Source organism: Pseudomonas sp. AF03-9 (assembly GCF_020515815.1).
GTDB lineage: Bacteria > Pseudomonadota > Gammaproteobacteria > Pseudomonadales > Pseudomonadaceae > Aquipseudomonas.
In genome coordinates, this window is the sequence record NZ_JAHPJF010000015.1 from 125,632 (window position 1) to 147,158 (window position 21,527).

The window sequence follows — 21,527 nt, forward strand, 5'->3', positions numbered from 1 at the left end:
CGGCCGTCACCGACGCCCCGGAATTAAGGACACTGCATGAAAAAGGTTCTGTTGTTTACCGCACTGACGGCTGCCCTGACTGCAAGCTTCGCCCAGGCCAACGAGAAGCTGGTGGTTGCTGCCACCCCGATCCCGCACGCGGAGATCCTCGAACTGATCAAGCCGACCCTGGCCAAAGAAGGCGTGGACCTGCAGATCAAAGTCTTCACCGACTACGTACAGCCCAACGTACAAGTGGCCGAGAAGCGTCTGGACGCCAACTACTTCCAGACCCTGCCGTACCTGGAAAACTTCAACAAAGGTAAAGGCACCAACCTGACCACCGTGGTCGGCGTACACGTTGAACCGTTCGGTGCCTACTCGAAAAAGATCAAGAACATCTCCGAGCTGAAAGATGGCGCCACCGTGGCCATCCCGAACGAAGGCTCCAACAGCGGCCGCGCCCTGTTGCTGCTGCAAAAGGCTGGCGTGATTACCCTCAAAGACCCGAAAAACGCCCTGGCCACGCCGAAAGACATCGCCAGCAACCCGAAAAACCTGAAATTCAAAGAGCTGGAATCGGCCCTACTGCCACGCGTGCTGGACCAGGTTGACCTGGACCTGATCAACACCAACTACGCCCTGGAAGCCGGTCTGAACCCAGCCAAAGACGCGCTGTTGATCGAAGGTGCCGATTCTCCGTACGTGAACTACCTGGTGGCGCGCCCGGACAACAAGGACAGCGATGCGATCCAGAAACTGTCCAAGGCCCTGACCAGCCCGGAAGTCAAAGCGTTCATCGAGAAGAAGTACAGCGGCGCTGTGCTGCCGGCGTTCTGATGTAACCCAAAACCCCCTTCAAGGTTTCAACGCCGACGGCTGGTAAAGCGTCGGCGTTTTTTATTGCCTGGATACAGGCAAAACTGTGAGAGCTGGCTTGTGTGGGAGCGGGCTTGCTCGCGAATGCAGTCTGTCAGTTACTGATGTGCTGACTGATACACCGCTTTCGCGAGCAAGCCCGCTCCCACACAAGCCCGCTCCCACAGGGGATTTTTGCAGGCCTGAGAGGGTTAGCTTTTTGCGTGATATGAATATGCTATTTGGGTATTTAAAATTTCTTTTTTATGCCTTTAAAGTCTGCGCTACCCGGCGTTACCCACGCCGGCTCGAACCGCGCACGCCGCATTACCCCTGTGGCGTTTTGGACTTCCGATGACCTTCGATTTCGCGTTTATCCTCAGCACCCTACCGGCGTTTCTCAACGCCGTCGGGGTGACGCTGCAAGTCGGCCTGATCGCCATTGCCACCTCGCTGCTGGTGGCACTGATCAACGCTGCGCTGCTGGTGTTCCGCACGCCCTACCTGTCGCGCCTGGTGGCGCTGTACGTGGAGCTGGCGCGCAACACGCCGCTGCTGATCCAACTGTTTTTCGTCTACTTCGCGCTGCCGGCCCTGGGCTTGAATATCTCCGGGTTCTGGGCGGCGATCATCACCATGACGTTCCTCGGCGGCGCCTACCTCACCGAAGTACTGCGTGCCGGGGTGGAAGCGGTGCCGCTGGCGCAGATCGAGTCGGGCAAGTCCATCGGCCTGTCCAACTGGCAACTGCTGCGCCACGTGATCCTGCCCCAGGCCGGCATTCTCAGCCTGCCGGCGCTGTTCGCCAATTTCATCTTCCTGCTCAAGGAGACCACCGTGGTGTCCGCCGTGGCGGTGCCAGAGATTCTCTACACCACCAAAAGCTACATCGCGCTCTACTACAAGACCTACGAGATGCTCGCCGTGCTGACGCTGATCTGCGTGTTGCTGTTCTTGCCGCTGTCGCTGCTGCTCAGCCGCCTGGAAAGGAGGCTCCAGCATGGCCAGTTCGGGTCTTGAGTTGCTGTGGGTGTCGTTGCCGCAACTGGGCAAGGGCGCTGCGCAAACCCTGTCGATCTCCTTCTTGAGCATCGCCTTCAGCACCGTCGGCGGCGTGGTGTATGGCGTGTTGCGCAGCTTGAACAAGCGTCTGCTCAACGCGGTGTTGCGGGTGTACCTGGAGCTGTTTCGCGCGATCCCGGTGCTGGTGTGGCTGTACCTGCTGTTTTTCGGCCTGCCGATTTTCTTCGGCCTGAGCATTCCGAGCTTCTGGTGTGCGGTGCTGGTGCTGTCGCTGTGGGGGGCCAGTGAAGTCGGCGAAGTGGTGCGCGGCGCGTTGCATTCGCTGCCCCGTGGCCAGCGAGAGGCGGGCTTGTCGATTGGCCTGTCCGGCCCGCAGCTGTACGGCTATGTGCTGCTGCCCCAGGCGCTCAAGCGCATGACGCCGCCGACCATCAACGTCTACACGCGCATCATCAAGACCAGTTCCCTGGCGGTGCTGATCGGCGTGGTGGACGTGATCAAGGTCGGTCAGCAAATCATCGAACGCACCTACGAATCCGTGCTGATTTACGGCGTGCTGTTTCTGTTTTTCTTCTTTATCTGCTACCCGTTGTCGGCCGCCTCCAAGGTGCTGGAACGGCGCTGGGCCTAAGCATGAGCGCATTGATCGAGTTTCAGGGTTTCAACAAATTCTTCGGCGAAACGCAGGTGCTCAAGGGCATCGACTTGCGTGTGCGCAGCGGCGAAGTCGTGGTGATCCTCGGCCCCAGCGGCTGCGGCAAAAGCACCTTGCTGCGCTGCCTGAACGGGCTGGAAGTGGCCCACAGCGGTAGCCTGCGTTTTGCCGGCAACGAGCTGTTGGACACAAGCACCGACTGGCGCCAGGTGCGCCAGGACATCGGCATGGTGTTCCAGAGTTACCACCTGTTCCCGCACATGAGCGTGCTCGACAACATCCTGCTCGGCCCGCTGAAAGTGCAAAAACGTGACCCCCGCGAAGCCCGCGAGCAAGCCGAAAAACTCCTCGAACGCGTCGGCCTGGCCGACAAGCGCGACGCCTTCCCGCGCCAGCTCTCCGGCGGCCAGCAGCAACGCATCGCCATCGTCCGTTCGTTGTGCATGAACCCGCAAGTCATGCTGTTTGACGAAGTCACCGCTGCCCTCGACCCGGAAATGGTCAAGGAAGTGCTGGAAGTGATCCAGGGCCTGGCCCGCGATGGCATGACCCTGCTGATCGTCACCCACGAAATGGCCTTCGCCCGCGCCGTCGCCGACCGCGTGGTGTTTATGGAGGCCGGGCGCATCCTCGAACACAACACCCCCGAAGAATTCTTTACGAACCCGCAAACCGCACGCGCGCAGCAGTTCCTGGAGAAGTTCTCCTTTGTCTCAACACTGCCCAAGAAAACCAAGGAACTGGAGCTGCTATGAAAAAACTACTGCTGCCACTGTTGGCCGTCGCCGTACTGGCCGGCTGCGATAAAAAGGCCGAAGAGCCGACCAAACCCGTCGCCGCTGCCACGAGCTACATCGACAAGATCAAGGCGCGCGACAAGCTGATCGTCGGCGTGTTCACCGACAAGCCGCCGTTCGGCTTCGTCAACGAAGCCGGACGCTACGTTGGCTTCGATACCGACATCGGCCGCCAATTCGCCAAGGATCTGCTGGGCGATGAAAACAAGGTGGAATTCGTCGCGGTCGAGCCGGCCAGCCGCATTCCGTTCCTGCAAAGCGACAAGGTCGACCTGATCCTCGCCAACATGACCGTGACGCCGGAGCGCAAGGAAGCGGTGGACTTCACCAACCCCAACCTGAAAGTCGCGGTACAGGCCCTGGTGCCCAACGACAGCGCGGTGAAAAGCCTGGATGACCTGGCGACCCGCACCACCATCGTGACCACCGGCACCACCGCCGACATCTGGCTGACCAAGAACCACCCGGACTGGAAACTGCTCAAGTTCGAGAAAAACTCCGAGTCGCTGCAAGCGTTGTCGGCGGGTCGTGGTGACGCTTATGCGCAAGACAACCTGGTGCTGTTCAGCTGGGCCAAGCAGAACCCGGGTTACCGCGTGCTGGAAGAGAAGCTCGGCGATGAAGCGCCGATTGCGCCGGCGGTGAAGAAGGGCAACGTTGAGCTGCGTGACTGGGTGAATGCCGAGTTGGCGAAGTTGGGTGAGGAGAAGTTCCTGCTCAAGCTGTATGACCAATATGTGCGTAAAGAGCTGAGCGATGACACCAAGCCTGAGAGCGTGATTGTTGAAGGCGGTAAGTGGCAGGGTTGATCCTTTGCTTTTGTGGTGACTGAACTACCGCTTTCGCGAGCAAGCCCGCTCCCACATTTTCCCGCATTCCAAAGGAAGAACTCGGTCAAATGTGGGAGCGGGCTTGCTCGCGAAGAGGCCCTCCCAGTCACAACTTACTCCGGCCAATGCCAAGCCGGCGCATCCAGAATCCCCTGCCCCACAATCTGGGTCTCCCCCAACACCTTCTCCAGCACAATCGAATTGCACCCCTCATCCTGCTGCAACGCCGCAATCAACCGGCTGGCATGGGACACCACCCATACCTGGCACTGGCGCGACGCCTGGATAATCAAGCGCGCCAACGCCGGCAACAGATCCGGGTGCAAGCTGGTTTCCGGCTCGTTCAGCACCATCATGGTCGGTGGCCGTGGCGTCAGCAGTGCAGCAATCAGCAGCAGATAACGCAAGGTGCCGTCGGACAACTCCGCCGCCGACAACGGCCGCAATAAGCCCTCTTGATAAAACTCAATTGCAAAACGCCCGCCCTGTAACGGCTGGATGTTCAGGCGTGCGCCGGGAAACGCATCGCTGACCGCGTTCTGCAACGCCTCGGGGTCGCCGATTTCGCAGATGGTCTGCAACGCCGCCGCCAAGTCGCGCCCGTCATGGTGCAGCACCGGCGTGCGCGTCCCTAGTTGCGGTTGGCGCACCGGCGCGTCCACGTCGCTGCGAAAGTGATCATAAAAGCGCCAACCGCGAATGCTTTCGCGCAGCAACAGCACTTCCGGCGAGCCGCGCAGGCTGCCGACCTGATCGAACAGGCTGTGGTAATTCGGCGTGTGTTGGGCCACTACATCCCAGGCGCGGCCGTCGCGGGCACGCACCATCGGCCCGGAACGTTGCACCAGCAGGCTGGCCGGGCGGTAGACATGGCCGGCCCAGATGCATTCCTTTTTTACTTCAGGGTCCATGGAAAAATAGGACTGGGTCAGTTCCGGCAGGCCCAGGGAGATCGCGTAGCTGAAATCTTCGGCGGCAAATCCCAGGCGCAGGCGTTTGACCTTATGGCGCACGGTGGGCTCTATTGGCGCCTCGCCGTTGCGCATGCGTCGGGTGATAGTCTCCGGCCCGGCCCAGAAGGTCGAATCCAGCCCGCCCTCACGGGCCAGTGCATTGATTACCCCGCCCTGGGCGGTTTCGGCCAGCAGGCGCAGGGCGCGGTACAAGTTGGACTTGCCGGAGCCATTGGGGCCGGTGATCAGATTCAAGCGGTCCAGGGGCACCACCAATTTATTGATCGAGCGGTAATTGGCCACCGCGAGGGTCTTGAGCATGGGTCTTCAATCAATGGGGGGAACCGCTGGAGTATGGGAGCCTGCATGCAGTTTAGGAACCCTCAACTAAGCTCACAGTCGCATACACATCTGGTTTATCGCATCACGCAAAGGAGCCTGCATGGGCGGTCGTATTTGCACCTGTATTTTCGGACTTGGCCTACTGACGCTGTTAAGCGGTTGCGGTGAGGAAAAGGCCGAGCCCAAACAGCATTCACGGGTCTTTGTCCAAACCGTGCAACCGGCGGATTTCGCCGCAGCGGTCACCCTCACCGGCGACATCCAGGCCCGTGTGCAAACCGACCTGTCGTTCCGCGTCGGCGGCAAGATCATCCAGCGCCTGGTCGACGTGGGTGACCGCGTCAGCGCCAAGCAGGTGCTGGCCAAGCTCGATCCCAAGGATTTGCAGACCAACGTTGATTCCGCCCAGGCCCAGGTCGTGGCCGAGCAGGCGCGGGTCAAGCAGACGGCCGCCGCCTTTGTGCGCCAGGAAAAGCTGCTGCCCAAGGGCTACACCAGCCGTAGCGAATACGACGCCGCCCAGGCCGCGCTGCGCAGCAGCCAAAGCGCCCTGGCCGCCGCGCAAGCCCAATTGGCCAACGCCCGCGAACAACTGGGCTACACCGCGTTGATCGCTGAGGCACCGGGCGTGATCACTGCGCGTCAGGCCGAAGTCGGCCAAGTGGTGCAGGCCACCGTGCCGATCTTCAGCCTGGCCCGCGACGGCGAACGCGATGCGGTGTTCAACGTGTATGAATCGCTGCTGATGGAGCCGCCGCCGGATGCGCCGATCACTGTCAGCCTGTTGGAAAACCCCAGCATCAAGGCCCAAGGCAAAGTCCGCGAAGTCACCCCGGCCGTGGCCGCCAACACCGGCACCGTTCAGGTGAAGATTGCCCTGGAGGCGCTGCCCAAGGGCATGCAACTCGGCTCGGTGGTCAGCGCCACCGCCAGTGGCCCGGCCAGGCCCAGCATCGAGTTGCCCTGGTCAGCCCTGACCAAAGACCTCAACGAACCGGCTGTTTGGTTGGTCGACGGCGACGGCAAGGCGCAGTTGCACAAGGTCAGCGTGGCGCGGTATCTCACCGGCAAAGTCATCATCGGCGACGGCCTCAAGGGCGGCGAAAAAGTCGTGGTGGCCGGTGGGCAACTGCTGCACCCCGGCATGCTCGTCGAGATCGCCCAGCAAGGAGCCCAGCCATGAAGCACCTGACGGCCATACTCGCCGCCAGCCTGTTGCTGGCGGCGTGCTCCAAGCAGGAACCCGCGCCCGAGCCCGTGCGCCCGGTGCTGTCCATGGAAGTGAAAGCCGAAGACCAGGAAACCCTCGGCCGCTTCGCCGGCACTATCCAGGCCCGCTATGAAAGCAACCTGGGGTTCCGTGTGCCCGGCCGTATCGCCCGGCGTGCCGTGGATGTCGGCGCAGAGGTGGAGAAGGGCGCCTTGCTCGCCGTCCTCGACCCCACCGACCAGCAAAACCAACTGCGCGCCGCCCAAGGCGACCTGGCGCGCGTGCAGGCGCAATACATCAATGCCCAGGCCAACGCGCGGCGCCAGCAGGAACTGTTCAACCGTGGCGTCGGCGCCCAGGCCCAGCTGGACATCGCCCAGACCGACCTGAAAACCACCCAGGCCTCCCTCGATCAAGCCCAGGCCGCCGTCAACCAGGCCAAGGACCAGCTCAACTACGCCGAGTTGCGCACCGACCACGGTGGCATCGTCACCGCGTGGAGCGCCGAGGCCGGCCAGGTGGTCAGCGCCGGCCAGCAAGTGGTGACCCTGGCGCGCCCGGACATCAAGGAAGCGGTGATCGACCTGCCCGCAGGCCTCGCCGAGCGGCTGCCCCATGACGTGGTGTTCCTGGTTGCCGGGCAACTGGACCCGAGCGTCAACACCACCGCCATCGTGCGCGAGATCGAACCCCAGGCCCAAAGCGCCACCCGCACCCGTCGCGCGCGCCTGAGCCTGGCCGAGACGCCGCCCGCGTTCCGCCTCGGCACAGCGATCAGCGTGACCTTGAGCAGCGCCATCGCGCCGCGTATCGAACTGCCCCTGAGCGCCTTGCAGCAGGTCGACGGCAAGAGCCGCATCTGGCTGCTCGACACCCAGAACCAGACCGTACAGCCGCGTGAGGTCAACGTCATCAGCCGTGACGCCAGCAGCGCCGTGCTCAGCGGCGGCGTACAGCCCGGTGAACGTATCGTCACCGCCGGCGTGAACAGCCTGAAACCCGGGCAGAAAGTCAAAATCGACGAGGACAGCCCGCGATGAAAGGCAGCTTCAACTTATCCGACTGGGCGCTCAAGCATCAGTCCTTCGTCTGGTACCTGATGTTCGTCGCGCTGCTGATGGGCGTGTTCTCCTACATGAACCTGGGCCGCGAGGAAGACCCTTCCTTCACCATCAAAACCATGGTGATCCAGACCCGCTGGCCGGGCGCGACCCAGGAAGAAACCCTCAAGCAGGTCACCGACCGCATCGAGAAAAAACTTGAGGAACTCGACTCCCTCGACTACGTGAAAAGCTACACGCGGCCGGGCGAGTCCACGGTGTTCGTCTTCTTGAAGGACACCACCAGCGCCAAGGCCATCCCGGAAATCTGGTACCAGGTGCGCAAGAAGATCGACGACATTCGCGGCACCTTTCCCCAGGGTTTGCAGGGGCCGTCGTTCAACGACGAGTTCGGTGATGTGTTCGGCTCGGTCTACGCGTTTACCGGCGACGGCCTGTCGATGCGCCAGTTGCGCGACTACGTCGAGCAGGTGCGCGCCGAGATCCGTTCGGTGCCGGGGCTGGGCAAGGTCGAGATGATCGGCCAGCAGGACGAAGTGATTTACCTGAACTTCTCCACGCGCAAACTCGCCGCGCTGGGCATCGATCAGCGCCAAGTGGTGCAGAGCCTGCAATCGCAGAACGCGGTGACGCCCGCCGGGGTGATTGAGGCCGGGCCGGAGCGGATTTCCGTGCGCACTTCGGGGCAGTTCGCCTCGGAGAAGGACCTGGCCGACGTCAATCTGCGGCTCAACGATCGTTTTTACCGGCTGGCGGACATTGCCGAGATCAGCCGTGGCTACGTCGACCCGGCGCGGCCGCTGTTCCGGTTCAACGGCCAACCGGCAATCGGCCTGGCCATCGCCATGCAGAAGGGCGGCAATATCCAGGCGTTCGGCGCGGCCCTGCACGGGCGCATGGATGAGCTGACCGCCGACCTGCCGGTGGGCGTCGGCGTGCACAAGGTGTCTGACCAGGCCGAAGTGGTGGAGGAGGCTGTCGGCGGCTTCACCAGCGCGTTGTTCGAAGCCGTGATCATCGTGCTGGTGGTGAGTTTTATCAGCCTCGGCCTGCGCGCCGGGCTGGTGGTGGCGTGCTCGATTCCATTGGTGCTGGCGCTGGTGTTCGTGTTCATGGAATACAGCGGCATCACCATGCAGCGTGTGTCGTTGGGCGCGTTGATCATCGCCCTCGGCCTGTTGGTGGACGACGCGATGATCACCGTGGAGATGATGATCACGCGCCTGGAAAAAGGCGAAACCAAGGAACAGGCGGCGACTTACGCCTACACGTCGACGGCGTTTCCGATGCTCACCGGCACCTTGGTGACGGTCGCCGGCTTCGTGCCGATCGGCCTCAATGCCAGCTCGGCGGGCGAGTACACCTTCACCCTGTTCGCGGTGATTGCCGTGGCGATGCTGGTGTCCTGGGTGGTGGCGGTGCTGTTTGCGCCGGTGATTGGCGTGCATATCCTCAGCGCCAAAGTGAAACCCCACGATGCCGAGCCGGGGCGGATTGGCCGCGCGTTCAACGGCGGCATGCTGTGGGCCATGCGCAACCGTTGGTGGGCTATCGGCATCACCGTGGCGTTGTTCGTGGCGTCGGTGTTTTCCATGCAGTTTGTGCAGAACCAGTTCTTTCCGTCGTCGGACCGCCCGGAGATCCTGGTTGACCTCAACCTGCCGCAAAACGCCTCGATCAATGAGACGCGCCGCGCCGTGGACCGTCTTGAGGCGATCATCAAGGACGACCCGGACATTGCCCGCTGGAGCACCTATATCGGCCAGGGCGCGATCCGTTTCTACCTGCCGCTGGACCAGCAACTGGAGAACCCCTACTACGCGCAGTTGGTGATCGTGAGCAAAGGCCTGGAAGAGCGCGGCGCCCTGATCGCGCGTCTGCAAAAGCGCCTGCGCGACGACTTCGTCGGTATCGGCAGCTTTGTGCAGCCGCTGGAAATGGGCCCGCCGGTGGGGCGGCCGATTCAGTATCGGGTGTCGGGCAAAGACACCGACCAGGTGCGCAAACACGCGATCGAGCTGGCGACCTTACTGGACAAAAATACGCACCTGGGCGAGATCATTTACGACTGGAACGAGCCAGGCAAAGTGCTGCGGGTGGACATCGCCCAGGACAAGGCGCGGCAGTTGGGGTTTTCTTCGGAAGACGTCGCGCAACTGATGAACAGCGTGGTCAGTGGCGCGTCCGTGACCCAGGTGCACGACGACATCTACCTGATCAATGTGGTCGGCCGTGCCGAAGACGCCGAGCGCGGTACGCCGGAAACCTTGCAGAACCTGCAGATCGTCACGCCCAACGGCACCTCTATCCCGCTTTTGGCGTTCGCCACCGTGCGCTATGAGCTGGAGCAACCGCTGGTGTGGCGCCGCGACCGCAAGCCGACCATCACCATCAAGGCCTCGGTGCGCGATGAGATGCAGCCCACCGACTTGGTCAAACAGCTGGCGCCAACCATCGAAAAATTCAGCGCCGGTTTGCCGGTGGGCTACAAGGTCGCCACCGGCGGCACCGTGGAAGAAAGCGGCAAGGCCCAAGGCCCGATTGCCAGCGTGGTGCCGTTGATGTTGTTCCTGATGGCGACGTTCCTGATGATCCAGTTGCACAGCGTGCAGAAGATGTTCCTGGTGGCGAGCGTCGCGCCGCTGGGGCTGATCGGCGTGGTGTTGGCGCTGATCCCCACGGGCACGCCGATGGGGTTTGTGGCGATCCTCGGCATCCTCGCGCTGATCGGCATCATCATCCGCAACTCGGTGATCCTGGTGACGCAGATCGATGAATATGAGCAGGCGGGTTTTACCCCGTGGGATGCGGTGGTGGAGGCCACCGAACATCGACGTCGACCGATCCTGCTGACGGCGGCGGCGGCGAGCCTGGGCATGATCCCCATCGCCCGCGAAGTGTTCTGGGGGCCGATGGCCTACGCGATGATTGGCGGGATCATCATTGCCACGTTGTTGACCCTGTTGTTCCTGCCGGCGCTGTATGTGGCCTGGTACAAGATCCGCGAGCCGAAACAGGAGCAACAGGCCGAATAAGGTCAAAAAATGTGGGAGCGGGCTTGCCCGCGAAAGCGGTCTGTCAGTTAGAAGTGTGCTGACTGATCCACCGCCTTCGCGGGCAAGCCCGCTCCCACATTTGGGTCTCCGCATGCCTTTTGGTTTGTGGGAAACCTCCTGAAATATTGACTGCGGTCGTTTGAGGCTGTGCAGTGTTCTACCCTCTCGACCTTCACCTCAAACGGTCGAAGAAAATGAACTGGCATCGTCACCTTTTGCTGCTCTGTACATTCCTCATCTCCCCGCTGGCCCTTGCCAGCACCGTCCTCGAAAACCCGCTATGGCGTATCGAACTCGACCCCGCGACCCTCGCCATCCGTGCCACGCCCAACGGCCAGGCGCCGGTACAGGCCTCTAGCGGCGTTGCCGCACGCGCGGTCAGCGATCTCGCGCAGAGCGCCCAGCAAGCCAGTTGGCAGTGGGGAGCCTTTCGCGTCACGGCCAGCCTTGCGCAACGCGACCTGATGCTTGCCATCACCGCACGCGAACCGGGTGAATTAACGATCCTTCAACAACCCGCCAGCGCCCTCGGCAAGGGCCTGATCTGGCCGTTGGCCGAAGGGCATTACGTGCCCGCCGACAATGCCGTCTGGAGAGCCTTTCTGGTGGAACAGGGCGACCTCAACACCACCCAGGACCTCAGCCTGCCCTTGTGGGGCATGGACCACGGTGCCTTCACCTTGAACTGGCTATTGACCAATCCTTACAACAACCGCCTGAGCTGGAAAGACGCGCTGGCGTTGTCGGTGGCCCACGAATTCACCGCGCTGGACCCCTCCGCGCCGATGACCTTGGTGTTGCACCTGGGCGATGCCGATCCGCTGGCCGGCGCCAAGCGTTATCGCCAATGGCGGGTGGAGCTGGGCCGTTACGAGCCGCTGGCGGACAAGCTGCGGCAAACCCCCGAGGCCGAGAAGCTGCTGGGCGCCAGTCACGTCTACCTGTGGGGCAATGACCTGCTGGCGCCGGAGGATGTGCGCGACTGGCCGCTGCTGATCCAGCGGCTGCGCGGGCACGAACTCAAGGGGTTGCTGGACAAGGAAGCCGCGCAGATTCTCGCGCAACCCCGTGTGTTGAACCGCTATGAACAGACCGTGCTGTTGCGCGGCCTCAACGCCGCCATCAACACCAAAGCCCGCCAGAGTTGGCAGGTGGATGAACCGGATATGACCCGCCTCGCCTCGCGTTATGGCGAGCTGCGCAATGAGCTGGCGGTGGCGTTTGCCGGGGCGTTGAGCGAGCGTCCTGAACGCTGGGGCAGCCAGACGGTTCAAGCGCTGCGCGATGCGGGTCTTACGCGCTTGTTGCTGACCCTGGGCGACGGTTGGGAAGGCGGCCTCTGGCACCCGGAAGCGATCCGCGCCGGGGTCGACGCCGGGTTTCTGATGGCGCCGTACGACTCCTATGAAACCGCGTTGTCCGCCAGCGAAAACCCGGACTGGACCACCGCCCACCTGGGCCGCCAGGCCTACCGCGACTGCGCGATCGTGTTGAAGAACGGCAAGCTCAAGGCCGGCTTCCAGCAATCCGGCCACTACACCGACCCGCGCTGCGTGCGCCCCCTGCTCGAAGCACGGGCGCAGGCCGTGCAGGTCAAGGCCGGTTTCAACGCCTGGTTCCTTGATGCCTACGCCACCGGCATGGTTTTCGACAGCTATCGCAACGGCGCGCCCATGACCCAGGCGCAAAATGCCGCTGGCAACATCGATGCTTCGCGCTGGCTGAACACCACGCTCAAGTTGCCCACAGGTTCCGAAGACGGCAATGCGATCACGGCCCAGGGCATCCTGTTTGCCCATGGCATGCAAACGCCGGTGATTGGCTGGGGTGATCAAGCGATGACCCAGGACAAGCAGTCGCCCTATTACGTCGGCAATTGGTTCCCGCCGGAGCAACCGACGGTGTTCTTCAAGCCGGTGCCGCTCAAGGAACCGTTTCGCACCGTGCATTTCGAGCCAGGCATGCGCTTGCCGCTGTATCAGGCGGTGTTCCATGGCTCGGTGATCACCACGCACCACTGGCTGTTCGACAGCCTGAAACTGAGCAATGTGCAGGCGGCGAACGAGCTGACGCAGCTGCTCTACAACGTGCCGCCGCTGTATCACCTGAGTGCGTCGACGGTTGAGCAGCGGCTGCCGCTGATCCAGCGCCAGGACCGGTTTTTCCGGCCGCTGCACCAGCGCTTGGCGACCCAGGCGATGACCGGGTTCCGCTGGCTGACGGACGATCGGCAGGTGCAGGAGACCACCTTTGCGGATGGCACGCGGTTGGTGGCGAATTTTGCGGCGGTCGCGAGAGAGGGTTATGCCGCGAGCAGTGTTACGGCGTTAGTGGTGGGTGAGAAACCGGTGGTGTATCAGGTCGATTAGCGGTGTCTTTGAGAGCTTCGCGGGCAAGCCCGCTCCCACATTGGAACTCGGTCAAATGTGGGAGCGGACTTGCCCGCGAAGGCGCCAGACCAGACACCCCTAAAGCCTGCGCCACACACTGGCCAACCAGGGTTGCTGCTCTCGGGGCAGCCCCGCCGGCCGGTAGTAATGTTCCAACTCCACAAACCCGGCCTCAGCCAGCAATGCCTGCCACGCCTCAAGATCGTGATAAGACCCATACCGCGGACCATTCCAACCTTCCTGGTTATCCCCGCGCGGGTTGGAGCTGAACAACACGCCCCCAGGCTTCAACGCCCCATGCAGCTGCTTGAGCACACGCGGCAGTTCCTGCTTGGGAATATGGAACAGCACCGCATTGGCGAAAATCCCGTCAAAGCGTCCTGCCGGCAGCGCCAGCTTGAGAAAGTCCTGCTGCAACACCTCGCAGCCACTGTCCTGGCGCGCCATCTGCGCGAACCGCTCGGAGCCATCCAGGCCCACGGCGATATGCCCCATGCGCGTAAAAGTCTGCAAGTCGCGCCCCGGCCCGCAGCCGAAATCCAGCACGGTAAACGGCGGCGTACCCTGGATATGCCGCAGCAGCGCATCGATGTTCTGGCTCACATCGTGGTCGCGGGTGCCTTCGCGGAAGTCCTCGGCCACCTTGTTGTAGTGGCCGAGGGTGGTGGAGGTGATCTGGTCGAGGTCGTCGGGCTTGAGCGTCATGGCGGGTAATACCGGGCACTGGAATGCCCCGACTATACCTCACCGCTTGTTGAGCACCCGCGCCAACCGATCGCCACCCAGCTGAATGAACGCCACCAACACCACCAGCAATACAATCACCGTGAGCATGATCTGCGTGTCAAAGCGCTGGTAGCCGTAGCGGTAGGCAATGTCACCCAAGCCTCCCGCGCCAATTGCACCGGCCATGGCCGACGAATTGATCATCGTCACCAAGGTAATGGTGAAGCCGCCGACAATCCCCGGCAGCGCTTCCGGCAACAGCACGTGCCAGATGATGTGCCAGCGGCGGCAGCCCATGGCCTGTGCGGCTTCGATCAAGCCGTGATCGACCTCACGCAGGCTCACCTCGGCAATCCGCGCAAAAAACGGCGTGGCGGCGATGGTCAGCGGTACGACCGCCGCCCACACGCCGTAAGTGGTGCCGACGATCAGCCGGGTGAATGGGATCAGTGCCACCATCAGGATCAGGAACGGAATCGAGCGGAACAGATTGACGAACGCCCCCAACACACGGTTCAGCGCCGGCGCCTGGTAGATGCCGCCCTTGTCGCTGGTGACCAGGAACACCGCCAGCGGAATCCCCACCAGCAGCGCGATCAACGACGACACACCGACCATCAGCAAGGTGTCGATGGCACCCTGCAACAAACGATCAAACCACATAGCCCAGCACCTCCACCTGTTGCGCCCAGTTCGCGGCGCGGTTGCGCAATTCGTCGGCGCTGTGGGGCGCGCCATTCACCGCCAGCAACAATTGCCCGAGCGCGTGGCCCTGGATGCGCTCCACGCCGCCTTGCAGCAAGCGCACGCGCCCGCCGAGGGCAGCGAACAGTGCCGCCAGGTCCGGCTCGTCGGTGTCGCTGCCGGTGAATTGCAAACGCAGCACCACGGCCGCCGCGGCCGACGCCGGCGTGGCCTGCAGCCGCTCTTGCAGCTCTGGCGGCAGCCCGTGTTGCAGCGGCGCCAGCAGCGTCTTGCTGACCTCATGCTGCGGGTCGCCGAACACCTGCCACACCGGGCCTTGTTCGACGATATGCCCGTGTTCCAGCACCACCACGCGGTCGCAGATCTCGCGGATCACCGCCATCTCGTGGGTGATCAATACGATGGTCAGGCCCAGGCGCTGATTGATCTCGCGCAGCAGGCCGAGGATCGACTGGGTGGTCTCCGGGTCGAGGGCCGAAGTGGCTTCGTCGCACAGCAGGATCTCGGGGTCGTGCACCAGCGAACGGGCGATGCCCACCCGCTGTTTCTGCCCGCCGGAGAGCTGCGCCGGGTAAGCCTTGTGTTTGTCCTGCAAACCCACCAACTCCAGCAGCTCGCGCACCTTCTGTTCGCGTTGGGGCTTGGGCACACCGGCGACTTTGAGCGGCAATTCGACGTTCTGCCACACGGTCTTGGCCGACATCAAATTGAAGTGCTGGAAGATCATGCCGATGCGCCGACGCAGCGCCACCAGGCGATCTTCGTCGAAGTCGCCGATGTCCACCTGATCGATCAGCACCCGCCCGCTGCTGGGTTGCTCCAGGCGGTTGATGGTGCGGATCAGCGAGGACTTGCCCGCGCCGCTGCGGCCGATGATGCCGAACACTTCCCCGCGCTGGATCGCCAGGTCGATACCCTGCAAGGCATGCACCTTGCCGTCATAGCTCTTGCCCAGGTTGATGAAGCGCACATGGGCACGGTTCAGCGCCGGGTGCAGTTCGGTCTGCTCGGCGTCCCTGGGCGGTGTGCCCAGGTCGCGCAGTCGAGAGTGGGCGGCGGTCATTTCTTGGCTTCCCAACCGACCTGGTAGAGCTTGCCCAGGGATTTATCCAACGCGGCGCGCACCACCGGCGAGTGCTGGTAGATGTCGACGAACTTGATCACCCGTGGGTCGCTCGTGCCCTTGGGCTGGGTGACGAACTGGATCACGTATTCCGGGTGGTCGAGGCCGTCGAACAGCAGCGCCGACTCGGCATCGAAGGTCTTGGACAGGCGGATGTACGCCGGGTAGCCCTGCACCAGGTCGGCATCGTCATACGCGCGCACCAGTTGCACCGCCTCGACTTGCAGGATCTTGAGCTTTTTCGGGTTGCTGACGATGTCTTCTTCGGTGGCCTTGTAGCCCACGCCCGGCTTGAGGGTGATCAAGCCCGCCTTGGCCAGCAATTGCAGGCCGCGGCCGCTGTTGATCGGGTCGTTGGCGATGGCCACGCTGGCGCCCTGGGGCAGGTCGTTGATGCTTTTGAATTGCTTCGAGTACAGGCCGACGTTGTTGATGATCCCCGGCGCGTACGGCACCAGGTCAAAACCGGCGGCGGCCTTGGCGTTTTCCAGGAACGGGATGTGCTGGAAGTAGTTCACGTCGATGTCACCGGCGGCCAGGCTGACGTTGGGCGCGATCCAGTCGGTGAACTCCACCAGCTCGACTTTCAGGCCTTGCTTGCCGGCTTCGGCGACGGCGGCTTCCAGCGGGATGGCGAAGGCGGCGGTGGTGCCGACTTTCAGCGGTGCGTCGCTGGCGAAGACCGCCGAGCTGAACAGGCCAAGGGCCAGGGCCAGTGCTTTGACTGGGTGGGAGAGCAGTGTTTTTTTCATAGTGATTGTCCAGTCATAAGGTATTGGTACAAACAATGGAGATTCAAATGTGGGAGCGGGCTTGCTCGCGAATGCGCTGTGTCAGCTGGCGAATGTGCCGACTGACACACCGCATTCGCGAGCAAGCCCGCTCCCACAGGGGTTAGTGTCGGTAGGTCGATCCGGTGTGCTGTTGGGGAAGTCTGGCGCTGGCGTTGAAGACTTTTTCGCGCAGCGTGCCGGTCTCATAAGCAGTCTTGTACGACCCCCGCTTCTGCAACTCCGGCACCACCAGATCAATGAAGTCCACATAGCTTTCCGGCGTGACAATCCGCGTCAGGTTGAAGCCATCCAGCCCGGTCTCGCTGATCCACGCTTCCAGCTCATCCGCCACCTGTTCGGGCGAGCCGACCAGGGTGATATAGCGTCCGCCCAACGCGTGCTGCTCGAGCAATTTGCGCCGGGTCCAGTCGTTGTTCTGCAGGTTCTTGGTGGCCGACTGGATCGCGTTGCTCTTCACGTACTGGATCGGTTCGTCCAGTGCGTATTGGGAGAAATCAATCGCGGTGGACGCCGAAAAATGCGCCACACCGGCTTCTGCGCTGGCGTAGCCGAGGTACTCGGCGTGCTTCTGCCAGGCAAGTTCCTCGGTGGCGCCGACGATCACGTTGAGGCCCATGAACACCTTGATGTCGTCCGGGTTGCGCCCGGCTTCCACGGCGCTGGCGCGGACCTTGTCCACCTGGACCTTGGTCGACGCCTTGTTCTGCCCGCTGATGAACACACACTCGGCATGGCGCCCGGCGAACAGCAAGCCACGTTCCGAACTGCCGGCCTGGAACAGCACTGGCGTGCGTTGCGGCGACGGCTCGCACAGGTGATAACCGTCCACCTGATAGAACTCGCCGTGGTGCTCGACCTTGTGCACCTTGCCCGGCTGGGCATACACCCGTGCCTGCGGATCGTTGAGCACGGCGTCGTCTTCCCAGCTGCCCTCCCAGAGTTTGTAGAGCACTTCCAGGTATTCGTCGGCCTGGTCGTAGCGGCGGTCATGCTCGACCTGCTCGGTGAGGCCCATGGCCTTGGCGGCGCTGTCGAGGTAGCCGGTGACGATGTTCCAACCGACCCGGCCACGGCTCAGGTGGTCCAGCGTGGACATGCGCCGGGCGAACAGGTAGGGCGGCTCGTAGGTGAGGTTGGCGGTGAGGCCGAAGCCGAGGTTTTTCGTCACCGCAGCCATCGCCGAGACCAGCAGCAGCGGGTCATTCACCGGCAATTGGATCGACTCTTTGAGCGGCACGTCGATGGAGTGTTGATACACGTCGTACACGCCGACGATGTCGGCAATGAACAAACCGTCGAACAACCCGCGTTCGAGGGTTTGCGCCAACTCGGTCCAGTACTCGAGGGTCTTGTACTGGGTCGAGGTGTCCCGTGGGTGGGTCCACATGCCGTGGTTGATATGCCCGATGCAGTTCATGTTGAAGGCATTGAGGAGGATTTTTTTCTTGGCCATTTAGATGGTCCCCCGCAGTGGCGGGTTTGCATCGTTGAGGTAGTAATTGCCCACCGCGTGGTACTTCCAGCGCACCGGGTCGTGCAGGGTGTGCACCCGGGCGTTGCGCCAGTGGCGGTCGAGGCCGTGCTCGGCCAGGGTCGCCTGGCTGCCGGCCAGTTCGAACAGGGTGCTGCCGGCGGCCAGGGAAATCTCGGTGCTCAAGGCGCGCACTTCGGCGACGGCAATCGAGGCGGCCGCCACGGTCTGGGCGTTGCTCTCGGCCTGGGCGCGGTCGAGGTATTCGCCTGCGCGTTCCAGCAGGGCTTCGCTGGCGTGCAGGCGGATGCTCAGGTGGCCGAAGCTTTTCAGGGTCAAGGGGTCTTCGCTGGCTTTGTCGTTGCCGGCATCGATCCACGGACGGGTCTTGGTGCGCACGAAGTGCAGCGCATCCTCGAATGCGGCGCGGGCGATGCCGGTGTCGATGGCAGCGTGCAGGATCTGCGCCAGCGGGCCAACCGTGGTCGGGCGTTCGAACGCGCTCTGGAACGGAATCACGTCGGCGGCGGCGACCCACACGTTGTCGAACACCACCGAACCGCTGCCGGTGGTGCGTTGGCCGAAGCCGCTCCAGTCGTCGATCACCGTCAGGCCCTCGCTGTCACGCGGGACAAAGGCCAGTTGCTGCACGCCGTGTTCATCCACCACCGAAGTGGGGATGCGCTGGGCGTAGATCGCGCCGGTGGAATAGAACTTGCGGCCGCTGATGCGAAAACCGTCGCCGTCGCGGGTGAGCGCGGTGACGCGGTCGTGGGCGGTCTTGGTGCCCAGTTCGGCCAGGGCATTGCCGAAGCGCTGGCCGGCCAAGACTTCGGCATACAGGCGTTGTTGCTGCGCCGGGCTGCCGTTCACGCGCAGCACTTCCAGGGCGTAGAAATGGTTTTGCGGGATCTGGCCGAGGGAGGCGTCCGCCTGGGCGATCAGCGCGATGACCTTGGCCAGGGTGACGTTGGACACGCCGGCGCCGCCGTATTCTTTCGGCACGCTGATGCCCCACAGGCCGGAGCGTGAGAACACGTCCAGTTCGGGCAGGGGCAGGCGGCGTTCGCGGTCGCGCTGGGCGCTGTCGCGACGGAAGTCTTCAGCCAGGTCGCTGGCGACCACGAGTGCTTGTTCGTCGCTGGTAATGACCGCGACGTTTGCAGAGAAAGTCATAGTTGCTCCAGAGGTCTGGTCGGTCAGATCCAGGAATGCCGAGCCGGCAAGGTGCCGTTCAATCGGTAGGCGCCCACCGCGTGATACTTCCAGCGCACCGGGTCGTGCAGGGTATGCACGCGGGCGTTGCGCCAGTGACGGTCGAGGTTGAATTCGGCGAGGGTCGCGCGGCTGCCGGCCAGTTCGAAGAGCTTTTCGCTGACCAGCAGCGACACTTCGGTGGTCAGCACTTTCGCTTCGGCCACGGCAATCGAGGCACGGGCGGCGGATTGCGCGGTGATCGGCGCGGCACTGACCTGGTCGAGTACCTGGCCGGCCTTGCGCAGCAGGGCCTCGGCGGCATGCAGTTCGATCTTCAGCCTGCCGATGTCGGCGATCACATACAGGTCGTCGCTGGCGCGTTCGACCTTGGCATCGATCCACGGGCGCGAGCGTTCGCGCACGAAGGCGATGCTGTCGTCGAGGGCGCCGCGGGCGATGCCGGCGTCGATGGCGGCCTGGATCAGTTGCGACACGGCGCCCTGGATATTCGGGGTGTCGCCGATGCGCCAGTTGTCGACCACCAGCTCGGCGTCCACCGGCACGTGATCGAGCAGCACCGTGCCGCTGGCGGTGGTGCGTTGGCCGAAGCCCGACCAATCGTCCACGATGCGCAGCCCCTCGGTGCCGCGGCGTACAAAGGCCATGACCTGTTTGCCGTCATCGTTGAGTGCCTTGATCGCCACCCAGTGAGCGAACAGTGCGCCAGTGGAATAGAACTTCTGGCCGCTGATCACGTAGCCGTCGCCCTTGGCGGTGATGCGCGCCTTGAGTTCCAGGGTGTTCTTGGTGCCGCGTTCCGGGCCGCCATTGCCGATGCGCCAACCGTCGAGGACGCTCTGGAATAGCTGCTTTTTCTGGCGCTCGGTGGCCGCGCCCTGCAACAGGTGCAGGATGCCGAAATGGTTCTGCGGGATCTGGCCGAGGGCGGGATCGGCCGCGCTGATGATCGCGAACACCTCGGCCAGGGTCACGAATGACACCTGCGGGCCGCCGTATTCGCGGGGAATGGAAATACTGCCCAGGCCACTGCGGGTGAACTGTTCGAGCTGTGCCCACGGCAGCTTGCGTTGCTGATCGCGCGTGGCGGCTTGCAGGCGTGCCGCCTGGGCCAACTCGTGGGCGGCGTTGAGTGCCTCTGCATCGTTGCGCAGCACGGCGGCCGGCAACAGCAGGGGGGCGACGTCCAGATCACTCTGGGGGGGTGTTAGAGCCAAGTTAGACATCAGCGCCGCTCCTTGGCTGCACGCAATGCCCTGGCGTTATGCACCGGGGTAATTCTGACCATACCGACCTCGCATTCAATGAAATGAAAACAGAAAAATCAAAGATGTCCGGTGGTCCGGTGCATATACCCTAAGCGTGTTAAATATTTAAATAAACGCGCTTTTTGGAATAAGCATAGAAGGTCTGTCACCCCGGTTCGCAGGGCGAGCCGAGGGGCCGTGGTTGATAGATCGACGCCGTGCCGGCCGGGCGGGCTGGCGCCCCGGCGGCGATGCGCAAAGTGCGTGTTGGCGCCCAGCGCGAATTGTTGCCCACGCGATCGAGAATGCAGTAGGTGATGTCCAGGCGGCTGTCGTCGCCGGCTTCGACAATCACGGCCGAAGGCACCCACACGTGCAGGGGCTGGCCGACGTCCCTGGTCTGGAGCTTGGGCAGGTCCAGGCGTACATCGCCCCAGCGCAGGGTGATGGCGTCGCCGCGGGTCATGTTCAGGTACGGCTCGATGGTCAGGGGAACACCGCGCCGCACCTGGCTGGGGTTGATGCCGTAGCGGCGAATGGTGTCGGGCAGGCCCACGGGGGCGAGGTTGAGGTTTTCGTCGCTGTACAGCGGCGAGGGCAGGCCGCCGGGGTAGTTGGTCTTGACCCGTACCCGCGTCACCGCCGAGCGCGCCGGTGCGTGGCCGACTTGCATGACTTGGTAATGCACCTGGGCCGGGCCATCGAGCACGAAACTTTCCGGCACCCGCAAGTGGGTTGGCGTGCCGATCTTGCACGTGGTCACGCGCCGTGAGGCGGCAAAGCAGTTGTTCCAGAACAGCTCGATCAGGTCGCCTTCTTCCATGCCGGGGTAGGGCGCAATGTCGACCTGCAAATATGCGGCGGCCAGGGCATTGATGCCGTTTCCCAGGGCCTGGGGCAGTGTTGGCGCGGTGAGCAGGGTGTGCGTCATAAGTCATCTCCTTGATGCAGCCAGCAGCAATCGTTCCGGCCCTTTGCACACAGGTGTGCAGGGGGCTGAAAAGCACGGTGCAGTGAATAGCCGGGATAGGATCCAATCCTCAGGGAGCTAGATAAGAGGGTTGGCCAAGGAGCGTCAATGGCGGCAAAAGG

General features: G+C 63.0%; 18 protein-coding genes. 9 read left to right on the forward strand and 9 right to left on the reverse strand.

The window, feature by feature from the left end; translation table 11 throughout:
* The first annotated feature begins 36 nt into the window (after positions 1–36).
* From LIY36_RS19485 to LIY36_RS19505, 5 genes are all read left to right on the forward strand, one after another.
* Complete coding sequence (locus tag LIY36_RS19485; protein WP_226456692.1) at positions 37–819, forward strand: MetQ/NlpA family ABC transporter substrate-binding protein; 783 nt, start codon at positions 37–39, stop codon at positions 817–819.
* A 372-nt stretch (positions 820–1,191) separates the two neighbouring features.
* Complete coding sequence (locus tag LIY36_RS19490; protein WP_226456693.1) at positions 1,192–1,857, forward strand: amino acid ABC transporter permease; 666 nt, start codon at positions 1,192–1,194, stop codon at positions 1,855–1,857.
* Positions 1,838–2,491 carry an amino acid ABC transporter permease gene (locus tag LIY36_RS19495; protein WP_226456694.1) on the forward strand — a complete coding sequence of 218 codons (654 nt, stop codon included), beginning with the start codon at positions 1,838–1,840 and terminating at the stop codon, positions 2,489–2,491. Before LIY36_RS19490 ends, LIY36_RS19495 begins: the two co-directional genes overlap by 20 nt.
* 2 nt (positions 2,492–2,493) lie before the next feature.
* A complete protein-coding gene (locus LIY36_RS19500) occupies positions 2,494–3,270 on the forward strand; it encodes an amino acid ABC transporter ATP-binding protein (protein WP_192298497.1) in 777 nt (258 codons plus the stop codon).
* On the forward strand, positions 3,267–4,121 hold the full coding sequence (locus tag LIY36_RS19505; protein ID WP_226456695.1) for a transporter substrate-binding domain-containing protein: 855 nt from the start codon (positions 3,267–3,269) through the stop codon (positions 4,119–4,121). Before LIY36_RS19500 ends, LIY36_RS19505 begins: the two co-directional genes overlap by 4 nt.
* Positions 4,122–4,255: 134 nt before the next feature.
* Here LIY36_RS19505 and LIY36_RS19510 read toward each other — a convergent pair whose 3' ends face one another.
* Complete coding sequence (locus LIY36_RS19510; RefSeq protein WP_226456696.1) at positions 4,256–5,416, reverse strand: AAA family ATPase; 1,161 nt, start codon at positions 5,414–5,416, stop codon at positions 4,256–4,258.
* 121 nt (positions 5,417–5,537) lie between these two features.
* Here LIY36_RS19510 and LIY36_RS19515 point away from each other — a divergent pair, with 121 nt between their 5' ends.
* The 4 genes from LIY36_RS19515 to LIY36_RS19530 all read left to right on the forward strand — a co-directional run bounded on the left by LIY36_RS19515 (position 5,538) and on the right by LIY36_RS19530 (position 13,133).
* Positions 5,538–6,620 (forward strand): efflux RND transporter periplasmic adaptor subunit, encoded by a 1,083-nt coding sequence (locus LIY36_RS19515; protein WP_226456697.1) that lies wholly within the window; start codon positions 5,538–5,540, stop codon positions 6,618–6,620.
* A complete protein-coding gene (locus LIY36_RS19520; protein ID WP_226456698.1) occupies positions 6,617–7,687 on the forward strand; it encodes an efflux RND transporter periplasmic adaptor subunit in 1,071 nt (356 codons plus the stop codon). Before LIY36_RS19515 ends, LIY36_RS19520 begins: the two co-directional genes overlap by 4 nt.
* Positions 7,684–10,743, forward strand: coding sequence for an efflux RND transporter permease subunit (locus LIY36_RS19525; protein ID WP_192298492.1), 3,060 nt, complete (start codon positions 7,684–7,686; stop codon positions 10,741–10,743). The genes LIY36_RS19520 and LIY36_RS19525 overlap by 4 nt, the downstream gene beginning before the upstream one ends.
* Before the next feature lie 215 nt (positions 10,744–10,958).
* Positions 10,959–13,133: a glycoside hydrolase gene (locus tag LIY36_RS19530; RefSeq protein ID WP_226456699.1), complete on the forward strand. Its 2,175-nt coding sequence runs from the start codon at positions 10,959–10,961 to the stop codon at positions 13,131–13,133.
* 99 nt (positions 13,134–13,232) lie between these two features.
* Here LIY36_RS19530 and LIY36_RS19535 read toward each other — a convergent pair whose 3' ends face one another.
* The 8 genes from LIY36_RS19535 to LIY36_RS19570 all read right to left on the reverse strand — a co-directional run bounded on the left by LIY36_RS19535 (position 13,233) and on the right by LIY36_RS19570 (position 21,366).
* Positions 13,233–13,859: a class I SAM-dependent methyltransferase gene (locus LIY36_RS19535; RefSeq protein ID WP_226456700.1), complete on the reverse strand. Its 627-nt coding sequence runs from the start codon at positions 13,857–13,859 to the stop codon at positions 13,233–13,235.
* A gap of 39 nt (positions 13,860–13,898) precedes the next feature.
* Positions 13,899–14,543: a methionine ABC transporter permease gene (locus LIY36_RS19540; RefSeq protein ID WP_017736886.1), complete on the reverse strand. Its 645-nt coding sequence runs from the start codon at positions 14,541–14,543 to the stop codon at positions 13,899–13,901.
* The gene (locus LIY36_RS19545; protein ID WP_226456701.1) at positions 14,533–15,648 is read right to left on the reverse strand and encodes a methionine ABC transporter ATP-binding protein; all 1,116 of its coding nucleotides are present in this window, start codon (positions 15,646–15,648) and stop codon (positions 14,533–14,535) included. Before LIY36_RS19545 ends, LIY36_RS19540 begins: the two co-directional genes overlap by 11 nt.
* A complete protein-coding gene (locus LIY36_RS19550; protein WP_226456702.1) occupies positions 15,645–16,460 on the reverse strand; it encodes a MetQ/NlpA family ABC transporter substrate-binding protein in 816 nt (271 codons plus the stop codon). Before LIY36_RS19550 ends, LIY36_RS19545 begins: the two co-directional genes overlap by 4 nt.
* Positions 16,461–16,602: 142 nt before the next feature.
* On the reverse strand, positions 16,603–17,955 hold the full coding sequence (locus LIY36_RS19555; RefSeq protein WP_226456703.1) for an LLM class flavin-dependent oxidoreductase: 1,353 nt from the start codon (positions 17,953–17,955) through the stop codon (positions 16,603–16,605).
* On the reverse strand, positions 17,956–19,149 hold the full coding sequence (locus tag LIY36_RS19560) for an SfnB family sulfur acquisition oxidoreductase (protein ID WP_226456705.1): 1,194 nt from the start codon (positions 19,147–19,149) through the stop codon (positions 17,956–17,958).
* A 23-nt stretch (positions 19,150–19,172) separates the two neighbouring features.
* Positions 19,173–20,414, reverse strand: coding sequence for an SfnB family sulfur acquisition oxidoreductase (locus tag LIY36_RS19565; RefSeq protein ID WP_226456707.1), 1,242 nt, complete (start codon positions 20,412–20,414; stop codon positions 19,173–19,175).
* A gap of 187 nt (positions 20,415–20,601) precedes the next feature.
* A complete protein-coding gene (locus LIY36_RS19570; protein ID WP_226456709.1) occupies positions 20,602–21,366 on the reverse strand; it encodes a hypothetical protein in 765 nt (254 codons plus the stop codon).
* Positions 21,367–21,527 lie beyond the last annotated feature (161 nt).